12 protein-coding genes and 1 other RNA gene (1 of these 13 cut by a window edge) are annotated in these 9616 nt (G+C 58.1%); 9 read left to right on the plus strand and 4 right to left on the minus strand.

Annotated elements, in window-relative coordinates; all coding sequences use genetic code 11:
• The 7 genes from rplM to ACIPLA_RS26915 all read left to right on the plus strand — a co-directional run.
• A partial coding sequence (rplM, locus tag ACIPLA_RS26885; RefSeq protein ID WP_401177382.1) for a 50S ribosomal protein L13 occupies positions 1-370 on the plus strand: 370 nt, incomplete at its 5' end.
• Positions 371-384: 14 nt separating this feature from the next.
• Positions 385-777, plus strand: a complete 393-nt coding sequence (gene rpsI / locus ACIPLA_RS26890) for a 30S ribosomal protein S9 (RefSeq protein ID WP_401177384.1) — start codon at positions 385-387, stop codon at positions 775-777.
• A gap of 267 nt (positions 778-1044) precedes the next feature.
• Entirely contained in the window at positions 1045-1638 is a 594-nt protein-coding gene (petA, locus tag ACIPLA_RS26895; protein WP_401177387.1) for a ubiquinol-cytochrome c reductase iron-sulfur subunit, read from the plus strand.
• Positions 1638-2849 (plus strand): cytochrome bc complex cytochrome b subunit, encoded by a 1212-nt coding sequence (locus ACIPLA_RS26900; RefSeq protein WP_192345499.1) that lies wholly within the window; start codon positions 1638-1640, stop codon positions 2847-2849. The genes petA and ACIPLA_RS26900 overlap by 1 nt, the downstream gene beginning before the upstream one ends.
• Entirely contained in the window at positions 2849-3631 is a 783-nt protein-coding gene (locus tag ACIPLA_RS26905; protein WP_401177390.1) for a cytochrome c1, read from the plus strand. Before ACIPLA_RS26900 ends, ACIPLA_RS26905 begins: the two co-directional genes overlap by 1 nt.
• Positions 3632-3781: 150 nt before the next feature.
• Positions 3782-4399: a glutathione S-transferase N-terminal domain-containing protein gene (locus ACIPLA_RS26910; RefSeq protein WP_007905304.1), complete on the plus strand. Its 618-nt coding sequence runs from the start codon at positions 3782-3784 to the stop codon at positions 4397-4399.
• Positions 4400-4415: 16 nt separating this feature from the next.
• Positions 4416-4829 carry a ClpXP protease specificity-enhancing factor gene (locus ACIPLA_RS26915; RefSeq protein WP_008004998.1) on the plus strand — a complete coding sequence of 138 codons (414 nt, stop codon included), beginning with the start codon at positions 4416-4418 and terminating at the stop codon, positions 4827-4829.
• An 83-nt stretch (positions 4830-4912) separates the two neighbouring features.
• On the opposite strand, the gene ACIPLA_RS26920 is transcribed toward ACIPLA_RS26915, so the two are convergent.
• From ACIPLA_RS26920 to ACIPLA_RS26935, 4 genes are all read right to left on the minus strand, one after another.
• Positions 4913-5491, minus strand: coding sequence for a BON domain-containing protein (locus ACIPLA_RS26920; protein ID WP_008072118.1), 579 nt, complete (start codon positions 5489-5491; stop codon positions 4913-4915).
• A complete protein-coding gene (locus tag ACIPLA_RS26925; protein WP_007904374.1) occupies positions 5488-6081 on the minus strand; it encodes a phosphoheptose isomerase in 594 nt (197 codons plus the stop codon). Before ACIPLA_RS26925 ends, ACIPLA_RS26920 begins: the two co-directional genes overlap by 4 nt.
• A gap of 104 nt (positions 6082-6185) precedes the next feature.
• Positions 6186-6548, minus strand: a complete 363-nt coding sequence (locus ACIPLA_RS26930) for a YraN family protein (protein WP_007904371.1) — start codon at positions 6546-6548, stop codon at positions 6186-6188.
• Positions 6548-8359 carry a penicillin-binding protein activator gene (locus ACIPLA_RS26935; protein WP_192345500.1) on the minus strand — a complete coding sequence of 604 codons (1812 nt, stop codon included), beginning with the start codon at positions 8357-8359 and terminating at the stop codon, positions 6548-6550. Before ACIPLA_RS26935 ends, ACIPLA_RS26930 begins: the two co-directional genes overlap by 1 nt.
• Positions 8360-8569: 210 nt before the next feature.
• Here ACIPLA_RS26935 and rsmI point away from each other — a divergent pair, with 210 nt between their 5' ends.
• Both rsmI and rnpB read left to right on the plus strand, forming a co-directional pair.
• Positions 8570-9442, plus strand: coding sequence for a 16S rRNA (cytidine(1402)-2'-O)-methyltransferase (rsmI, locus tag ACIPLA_RS26940; protein ID WP_008005002.1), 873 nt, complete (start codon positions 8570-8572; stop codon positions 9440-9442).
• 74 nt (positions 9443-9516) lie between these two features.
• Positions 9517-9616, plus strand: an RNA gene (gene rnpB / locus ACIPLA_RS26945) — RNase P RNA component class A; it runs 137 nt beyond the window's last position.

Raw genomic sequence — 9616 nt, forward strand, 5'->3', positions numbered from 1 at the left:
TGCAGGTCAGACCCTGGGTCGTCTGGCCACCGAAATCGCGAGCCGTCTGCGTGGCAAGCATAAAGCTGAGTACACTCCTCACGTTGACACCGGCGATTACATCGTCGTTATCAATGCCGAGCAGATTCGTGTAACCGGTGCTAAAACCACCGACAAAATCTACTACTCCCACTCCGGTTTCCCGGGCGGCATCAAGTCGATCAACTTCGAAAAGCTGATCGCTAAAGCCCCTGAGCGCGTGATCGAGACCGCGGTCAAAGGCATGCTGCCTAAGAACCCGCTGGGTCGCGACATGTATCGTAAGCTGAAAGTCTATGCGGGCGCTGTACACCCTCATACTGCTCAGCAGCCCCAAGAACTGAAGTTTTAACGGAATAGTTCATTATGTCGGCGACTCAAAATAAAGGCACTGGCCGTCGCAAGACCGCAACCGCACGCGTTTTCCTGCGTCCGGGTACTGGTAACATCTCCATCAACAACCGTTCGCTGGATAATTTCTTCGGCCGCGAAACTGCCCGCATGGTAGTTCGTCAGCCGCTGGAATTGACTGAGACTGTCGAGAAGTTCGACATCTACGTCACCGTGATCGGCGGTGGTGTAAGTGGTCAAGCTGGCGCAATCCGCCACGGTATCACTCGCGCACTGATGCAGTACGACGAAACCCTGCGTGGCGCTCTGCGCAAAGCTGGCTTCGTTACTCGCGATGCTCGTGAAGTTGAACGTAAGAAAGTTGGTCTGCGTAAAGCGCGTAAGCGTCCGCAGTACTCGAAGCGTTAATTCGCTTTCGCGTTCAAAAAGAACGCCCAGTTTCCTCGCGAAGCTGGGCGTTTTTTTATGGGCGCGATTTATCGAGGAATTGCGCTGTGACAACTTGCCACATCCGCAGAAGCCCTATACTGCAAGGCTTGGCAGTGAAGCCCCTCGGTAATTACCTTGTCAGGATTGGGGCTTTTCATTACCATTCGGCAAAATTTTTATAAGTTCAGATTTTTACTTAGTAGACGCCTGATTTAACAGGCCACAAAGCTGATGGGAGAGGACTGAATGAGCAATGACGGCGTGAATGCAGCCCGGCGTCGCGTCGGGGTAGCAGCCACATCCGTGGTGGGTGCTGCAGGAGCGGTGGGGGCTGCGGTCCCGGTCGTGGGGTCATGGTTTCCCAGTGCCATGGCGAAAGCCGCAGGTGCACCGGTGAAAGTGAATGTCAGCAAAATCGAGCCAGGTCAGCAAATGATTGCTGAGTGGCGCGGCCAGCCGGTGTTCATTGTCCGCCGTACCGAGGAAATCCTGGGGAATCTGAAAAAGATCGAGGGCCAGCTGTCTGACCCGACCTCCAAGAACTCGACGCAACCGACCTATGTCGACCCGGAGACGCGTTCGATCAAGCCAGAAGTTCTGCTGCTGATCGGTATCTGCACGCACCTGGGTTGCTCTCCGACTTTCCGTCCAGAAGTGGCACCTGCAGACTTGGGCAAGGATTGGGTAGGGGGTTATTTCTGCCCTTGCCACGGTTCTCACTACGATTTGGCTGGCCGCGTCTACAAGTCGCAACCTGCGCCTTTGAACCTGCCAGTTCCCCCGCATTCCTATGAGACCGATGACATCATTGTCATTGGCGTCGATACGGAGAAAGCGTGATGAGCAAGTTCATGGATTGGGTTGATGCGCGCTTCCCTGCGACCAAAATGTGGGAAGACCATCTCAGCAAGTACTACGCCCCGAAGAACTTCAACTTCTTCTATTTCTTTGGCTCCCTGGCACTGCTCGTTCTGGTCAACCAGATCGTTACCGGTGTCTGGCTGACCATGAGCTACACCCCGTCGGCGGAAGAGGCTTTTGCTTCCGTTGAAGGCATTATGCGTGATGTGAACCACGGCTCAATCTTGCGCCTGCTGCACGCAGTCGGCGCCTCGATGTTCTTCATCGTGGTTTACCTGCATATGTTCCGTGGCCTGCTCTACGGTTCGTATCAGAAGCCGCGTGAGTTGGTGTGGGTGTTCGGCATGCTGATCTACCTGGCGTTGATGGCTGAGGCCTTCATGGGTTATCTGCTGCCGTGGGGCCAGATGTCCTACTGGGGTGCCCAGGTGATCATCTCGCTGTTCGGCGCGATCCCTGTCATCGGTAACGACCTGACCCAGTGGATTCGTGGTGACTACCTGATTTCCGGTATTACCCTGAACCGCTTCTTCGCCTTGCATGTGGTTGCCCTGCCGATCGTGATCCTCGGTCTGGTGGTGGTGCATATTCTGGCGCTGCACGAAGTCGGTTCGAACAATCCGGATGGCGTCGACATCAAGAAGCACAAAGACGAAAACGGCGTACCGCTGGACGGCATTGCCTTCCACCCGTACTACACCGTGAAAGATATCGTCGGCGTGGTGGTGTTCCTGTTCATCTTCTGCTCGATCGTGTTCTTCTTCCCTGAAATGGGCGGCTACTTCCTCGAGAAGCCGAACTTTGAAGTGGCGAACGCCTTCAAGACCCCTGAGCACATCGCTCCGGTCTGGTACTTCACACCGTTCTACGCGATTCTGCGGGCGGTTCCGGACAAGCTCCTGGGCGTAATCGCCATGGGCGCGGCCATCGCTGTGCTGTTCGTCCTGCCATGGCTGGATCGCAGCCCGGTCAAGTCGATGCGCTACAAAGGCTGGCTGAGCAAGATCTGGCTTTGGGTGTTCTGCATCTCGTTCGTGATCCTGGGTGTGTTGGGTGTTCTGGCGCCAACGCCAGGCCGTACGTTGCTGTCGCAGGTATGTACCTTCCTGTACTTCGCCTACTTCATTCTGATGCCGTTCTACACCAGGCTCGAGAAGACCAAACCGGTTCCGGAAAGGGTGACTGGCTGATGAAAAAGCTATTTGCTGTACTGATTCTTGCGGCGATGCCTGTACTGTCCTTTGCGGCCGAACACGGTGGTCCTGAGCTTGAGAAGGTCGACATCGACGTTTCCGACAAGGCTGCCATGCAGGACGGCGCACGTACGTTCGCCAACTATTGCATGGGCTGCCACAGCGCGAAGTTCCAGCGCTACGAGCGTGTCGCCGATGACCTGGGCATTCCTCACGAGTTGATGCTTGAGAAGCTGGTGTTCACCGGCGCCAAGATTGGCGATCACATGAACGTCGGCATGCAGCCGGCTGACGCCAAGACCTGGTTCGGTGCGGCGCCGCCCGACCTGACGCTGGTGGCTCGTGTTCGTGGCACCGACTGGCTCTACGGCTATCTGCGTTCGTTCTATGAAGACCCGTCACGTCCATGGGGCGTGAACAACAAGGTGTTCCCGAACGTCGGCATGCCTAACGTTCTGGTCGGCCTGCAGGGTCGTCAAGTGGTAGGCTGTAAACAAGTTCAAGTCGTCGAAGACGGCAAGAAGCAATACGATCCGCTGACTGGCACCGCTTTGACCCATGAAGCCTGCGATCAACTGACTGTATTGCCGAAAACCGGCACGCTGAACGAAGAGCAGTTCGACGAGAAGGTCAAGAATCTGGTGACCTTCCTGGCCTACTCGGCCAACCCGGTGAAGCTGCAGCATCAGCGCATCGGTACCTATGTGTTGCTGTACCTGGCGTTCTTCTTCGTATTCGCTTACTTGCTCAAGCGTGAATACTGGAAAGACGTCCATTGATAAAGCTGTAAGCCATTGCTGTTAATCGCGCGCGCCCAGGGGCGTCTCTGAAGGTGTAACGAGTCTGGTGATCCAGGCGTTACGGGAGGCGCCCTCTGGGCGCGCGTGTTTTTCCGTTTCCGATAATTTCAACAAGCGAGGAGGACCGCCATGGGCGTGACCAATCGGTTGGCCTGTTACTCCGACCCCGCCGACCACTATTCCCACCGAGTGCGCATCGTACTTGCAGAGAAGGGTGTCAGCGCCGAGATCATTTACGTGGAAGCTGGTCGCCAGCCGCCTAAACTGATTGAGGTGAACCCTTACGGAAGCCTGCCCACCCTGGTCGATCGTGACCTGGCGTTGTGGGAGTCGACCGTGGTGATGGAATATCTGGATGAGCGTTACCCGCACCCGCCACTACTGCCGGTTTATCCTGTGGCGCGTGCCAACAGCCGTCTGCTGATTCATCGCATTCAGCGTGACTGGTGTGGCCTGGTGGATCTGATTCTGGATTCGCGGACCAAGGAAGCAGCCCGTGTCGTGGCTCGTAAAGAGCTGCGCGAAAGCCTGACAGGCGTGTCGCCGTTGTTTGCCGACAAGCCGTTTTTCCTCAGTGAGGAACAAAGTCTGGTGGATTGCTGCCTATTGCCAATACTCTGGCGATTGCCGATTCTGGGTATTGAACTGCCGCGGCCTGCCAAGCCGCTGCTTGATTATATGGAGCGCTCGTTTGCGCGTGAGGCTTTCCAGGCGAGTCTGTCTGGTGTCGAACGCGATATGCGCTAAGGCTTAAGGAGCCGCTATGAACTCCAGTCGACCTTATCTGGTCCGCGCGCTCTACGAGTGGATTGTGGACAACGATTGCACCCCGCACATGCTGGTTAATTCCGAGTATCCATCGGTGCAGGTGCCTCAGGGTTTTGCCAGTGACGGACAGATTGTCCTGAACGTTTCCCCGGCGGCCGTGCGTCATCTGCACATGGACAACGAGGCAGTCAGTTTCGAGGGGCGCTTTGGTGGCGTGCCGCACACCCTGTACGTGCCTATCGCATCGATCCTGGGTATTTACGCCCGGGAGAACGGTCAGGGCATGGTGTTCGATATGGAATCGCCTCTGGAAGACGAGGAAGAGATCGAGCCGGATGATGATGTTCCGCCACCCGACAGTGAGCCGCCGCGTCCCAGCGGTCGACCGAGTTTGAAGGTGGTGAAGTAATAAAAAAGGCGATCCGAATGGATCGCCTTTTTTATTATTCACCACTTTCAAACCGTAGGCTTCTACCAGCGCTTACAGTCGCGTCAGTCGATGTACTCAAACAACTTCACGATCTTCTGCACGCCGGAAACGCCTTGTACCAAATTGGTTGCCTGAGCCGCTTCCTGCTTGGTCAGCAGACCCAGCAAGTAGACGATGCCGTTTTCGGTCACAACCTTGATGCGCGAACCCGGGATGGAGGCATCGGTAAGCATCTGGGTCTTGATCTTGGTGGTCAGCCAGGTGTCGTTCTGACGCGCCAGCAGCGAGGACGGTTGCAGCACTTGTAGCTCGTTGTGCACCTTCTTCACGCGCTGCACGGAGGCGGCAACCTGTTCGGCCTTGGCCTTGAGGTCGGCACGAGGGGTTTGCCCGGCGAGCAGCACCACGCCGTTGAAGCTGGTGACGACGATGTGCGAGTTGTTGTCCAGGTCCGGATCGGCCTTGGCGATGTTTACACCGGCCTTGGTTTCGATCAGGGAGTCGTCGATCTTGCTGCCGAAGGTGCGGGTGCCGCGGTCATCATCGATCGGCGCTTCACGGCTGGCGTTAACCACCGAGGTGCAGCCGCTGATGCCAAGGCACAGGGTCAAGGCCAGAAGGCCTAGGCGATTAGGGGTCATTCTTCACTCCCGAACAGTTGGCTGTCGATCAGATCGCAAAGGCAATGGATCGCCAGCAGGTGGACTTCCTGAATACGTGCGGTAACGTTGGCCGGTACGCGAATCTCCACGTCCTCAGGCAATAGCAGTGACGCCATGCCGCCGCCATCACGACCGGTCAATGCTACGACAATCATTTCGCGATCATGTGCGGCCTGGATCGCTTGAATTATGTTTGCCGAGTTGCCGCTGGTGGAAATCGCCAGCAAAACATCACCCGGCTGACCGAGGGCGCGGATCTGTTTGGAGAAGATTTCGTTGTAGCTGTAATCGTTGGCGATCGAGGTGATCGTCGAGCTGTCGGTGGTCAGCGCGATGGCGGGCAGGCTCGGGCGCTCGCGTTCGAAGCGGTTGAGCAGCTCGGAGGAGAAGTGCTGTGCGTCACCGGCGGAACCGCCGTTGCCGCAGGACAGCATTTTGCCCTCGTTGAGCAGGGCGTTGACCATGACCTGGCTGGCTTGCTCGATGTGCGGTGCAAGTACGTCCATCGCCTGTTGCTTGGTGTCGATACTGGCCTGAAAAAGCTGGCGAATTCGCGATTGCATGTCCATCTGTGTGACCTTAATTAGCGCGGCTACTCGGCACATGAATGTGCAGCCCGCAAAGCAAAGAGCAAAAGTGTTGGGTGAAGGTGTCCGGTTCGGGACGCAAGCGATCAGCTGTCGAAGGCATTCTGCAACCAGTTCAACTGATCAAGGTTGCTGTCGATGGCAACCACGTCGAAGCGGCAGGGGGAATTGGCCCAACGCGACTCGCGCTGAAGAAAATACTGCGCGGCAAAAATCAGTTTCTGCCGTTTGCGCCCATCGATGCTATCGAGCGCACCACCCCATTGGGTGTTTTTTCTATAGCGTACTTCGACGAATACTACTGTATCGCCATCAAGCATGACCAGATCAAGCTCGCCGCGTTTACACAACCAGTTCTGCGCCAGCAGGCGCAGACCTTGTTGCTGAAGATGCTCGAGCGCATGACGCTCGGCATCTTTACCGCTTTGCTGGCGTGACCTGTCAGGCATCAGCGCGAGGTGTCCGGCAGGCGTTGAACCTGACCGTTGATGAACTCTGCCCATGGCAACTGACGCTCGACCCGTTGACTCTGAGTCATGCCCAGGCTGCCCGATTGACCCTGGATGCGGCTGTCCGGCAAGGCCTTGAGTTGCCCCAGACGCGGTGCCAGGCGATAGGCGTCAACGCCCATCGCGTACAGACGGCCCAGACTGCCGCCGGCTTGTGGCCATTGTGCAGTGACCTGTTTGCGCAGCGGGTCGTTGGCATCCAGCAGCCATGGGGTTTCGCAGAAGCGAATACCGTTCATGTCGTTGTACTGGTTCTGGTCGCCGCTGGCGCTGAACACGTGGGAGGTGGCGTAAACCGGCACGTCCCCGGCGTACTGGAAGTTCAGGGTCGGTTTGATTTGTTGAGCCTGTTGCGGCGTCGCGGCCAGGAAGATGAACTCGATGTCCTGACGACGCGAAGGTTGAGCGGCAACCTGCGAGCCAACGGTGCTTTGCAGGCTCTTGGCACGGCCTTCGCTCTGGCGCAGCTGGAACATGTCGGCAATCTGCTGGGCCAGTTGTACCGGCTGGTCGACGCGCTCGGTAGCGACAATGCTGCCACCGTTGGCTTGCCAATCCTGGCTGAACGCCTTGTAGACGCGGTCGCCCCATTCGCCTTTCGGCACCATGATCGCGGCGCGATGCAGGCCATCGGCGCGTGCACGGCGAGACACTTCGCGGGCTTCGTCTTCAGCGGCAAGACCGAACTGGAACAGTTGGGCCGGACCTTGTGCGCCTTCGCTGTAGTTCAGCGCCAGGGTAGTGATCGGCAGTTGCGGGCGGGCGCTGAGCTGTTTGACCAGCGGCTTCTCCAGCGGGCCGACCACCAGTTGCACGCCATCGGCCTGGGCCTTGCGATAGAACTCGTCGAGGGACGTCAGGCGCGAGCTGTCATAGAACTCGATGGCTGGTGGCTTCTGCCCGGCTTGTTGCGCCTGGTAGTGCGCAGCCATGAAGCCTTCACGTAGCGCTTTGCCAACCGAACCCAGTGGGCCGTCTTGCGGAAGCAGCAGGGCGATCTTGCTCAGGGGCTGGCTGGCCAGCTCCTTGAGTTTGGTCAGTGGCAGCGGCAGCTGGATGGCAGCCGGGTGTTTTGGATTCTGCTCGCGCCAGTTGTCGATCGCGGCTTGCTGCTGCTCCAGGGTGCCGGCCGTTTTCACCACCAGCGCCAGACGGATCCAGCCGCCGAGGTCATCGTCGGTGGTCGGCTGCAATTGATCGGTCGGCAGCGAAGCGATCAGGGTCCAGATCGCTTCGTGGTTTTTGCTGGCTGCTTCACCTTCAAGCATCGGCGCAATAAAGATGCGCTCCCGTGCGGCGGCCAGGGTCTGGCCGTCGGCCTCAAGGGCGCGGGCATGAACGGTGCCGGTGCGAACCTGTTGTTCGACGGGCAGTTCGCTCAGGCGTTGCAGGCTCGGATGGCTCAGGGCAGTCAGCGCTGCTTTGGGCTGATTGCGGACCATGGCCAGTTCAGCCGCCAGGGTGCTGGCGAAGACTTGTTGGCCAGGCTTGAGTTGTTCCACCGGCACCTGTTGCAGGATTTGCGCGGACTGGCCGGCATTGCCCTGGCGATAAGCCAGGTCTGCCGCGCTCAAGCGCAATAGAGCGGCTTTTTCCGGATCTTTGCTTCGAGTGGCCTGTTCGAGCAGTTGCTCGATACTGGCGTCCGGGGTCCGTGGAAGTTCGCCAAGGCTGGAAGAGGGCGAGCTGGCGCAAGCCGCCAGCAAGGCAGCGAGGCAGAGGGCAGTGAACAGCCGCAGGCAAGCGATCATGTAGTGTTCCTGATACTCGATCAAATTAGCGTGGAATTGTACCCAAGCGCTGGCCGGGGCGCGATGTTACTGGCGTGAATCGATCAATTTAGCTCGTACAAATGTTGCAGTACTGCACATAACGCTGGAAAACCCGCGGAGGGTGAAGCGTATCGCAAGCGCCGCTACGCGCTACAATGTCGCCTTTTTACCGATCATGAGGTGTGCGCTTTGACTGCTCCAGGTGCTTTGAATTCCGCTGCTGGCTCGCTTTATGTGGTGGCGACGCCCATCGGCAACCTGGACGACATCAGTGCGCGTGCGCTGAAGATCCTGCGTGAGGTCGCCTTGATCGCGGCCGAAGACACTCGCCATTCCCAGCGATTGATGCAGCATTTCGGTATTCCCACGCCGCTGGCGGCCTGTCATGAGCACAACGAGCGTGAGGAGGGTAACCGCTTTATCACGCGTCTGCTGGCGGGCGACGATGTGGCGTTGATTTCCGACGCCGGGACGCCGCTGATTTCCGATCCGGGTTATCACCTGGTGCGTCAGGCTCGTGCCGCAGGAATCAATGTGGTGCCGGTGCCGGGGGCGTGCGCCTTGATTGCGGCATTGTCGGCCGCGGGCCTGCCGTCCGATCGTTTCATCTTCGAAGGGTTTTTGCCGGCCAAGGCTGTCGGCCGACGGGCTCGTCTGGAGCTGGTAAAAGAAGAGCCGCGCACGCTGATTTTCTATGAAGCACCGCACCGCATTCTCGAGTGCCTGCAAGACATGGAGCTGGTATTCGGCGCCGAGCGTCCGGCGTTGCTGGCGCGTGAACTGACCAAGACCTTCGAAACCCTTAAAGGCTTGCCGCTGGCCGAGTTGCGCGAGTTCGTCGAATCGGACAGCAATCAGCAGCGTGGCGAGTGTGTAGTGCTGGTGGCGGGCTGGACTGCCCCTGAGACCGAAGACGCTGTCAGCAGTGAAGCCATGCGTATTCTCAATCTGCTGCTCGAAGAGATGCCGCTCAAGCGTGCGGCGGCATTGGCGGCGCAAATTACCGGCGAACGCAAGAATGTGCTCTATCAGGTCGCGCTGGATAAACAGAAGGGCGAGTAAAACCGATGTGCAGCGCCGGCCAGAGGCTTTTAGCGCTTGTTCTTCGGCCGCTCTGCCGTTAATCTTCGCGGCGGAGAGTCGATCGGACAGTCGCTGCCCTCTATGAAAATTAGGGGGGGGAGGAAAGTCCGGGCTCCATAGGGCGAAGTGCCAGGTAATGCCTGGGAGGCTTTA

It is taken from the genome of Pseudomonas sp. NPDC086112 (assembly GCF_044746425.1).
Lineage (GTDB): Bacteria > Pseudomonadota > Gammaproteobacteria > Pseudomonadales > Pseudomonadaceae > Aquipseudomonas.

What these genes read in the sequence shown, in the direction of transcription:
- rpsI (WP_401177384.1), top strand. Translation starts at nt 385, where the DNA reads ATGTCGGCGACTCAAAATAAAGGCACTGGCCGTCGCAAGACCGCAACC.
- petA (WP_401177387.1), top strand. Translation starts at nt 1,045, where the DNA reads ATGAGCAATGACGGCGTGAATGCAGCCCGGCGTCGCGTCGGGGTAGCA.
- ACIPLA_RS26900 (WP_192345499.1), top strand. Translation starts at nt 1,638, where the DNA reads ATGAGCAAGTTCATGGATTGGGTTGATGCGCGCTTCCCTGCGACCAAA.
- ACIPLA_RS26905 (WP_401177390.1), top strand. Translation starts at nt 2,849, where the DNA reads ATGAAAAAGCTATTTGCTGTACTGATTCTTGCGGCGATGCCTGTACTG.
- ACIPLA_RS26910 (WP_007905304.1), top strand. Translation starts at nt 3,782, where the DNA reads ATGGGCGTGACCAATCGGTTGGCCTGTTACTCCGACCCCGCCGACCAC.
- ACIPLA_RS26915 (WP_008004998.1), top strand. Translation starts at nt 4,416, where the DNA reads ATGAACTCCAGTCGACCTTATCTGGTCCGCGCGCTCTACGAGTGGATT.
- ACIPLA_RS26920 (WP_008072118.1), bottom strand. Translation starts at nt 5,491, where the DNA reads ATGACCCCTAATCGCCTAGGCCTTCTGGCCTTGACCCTGTGCCTTGGC.
- ACIPLA_RS26925 (WP_007904374.1), bottom strand. Translation starts at nt 6,081, where the DNA reads ATGGACATGCAATCGCGAATTCGCCAGCTTTTTCAGGCCAGTATCGAC.
- ACIPLA_RS26930 (WP_007904371.1), bottom strand. Translation starts at nt 6,548, where the DNA reads ATGCCTGACAGGTCACGCCAGCAAAGCGGTAAAGATGCCGAGCGTCAT.
- ACIPLA_RS26935 (WP_192345500.1), bottom strand. Translation starts at nt 8,359, where the DNA reads ATGATCGCTTGCCTGCGGCTGTTCACTGCCCTCTGCCTCGCTGCCTTG.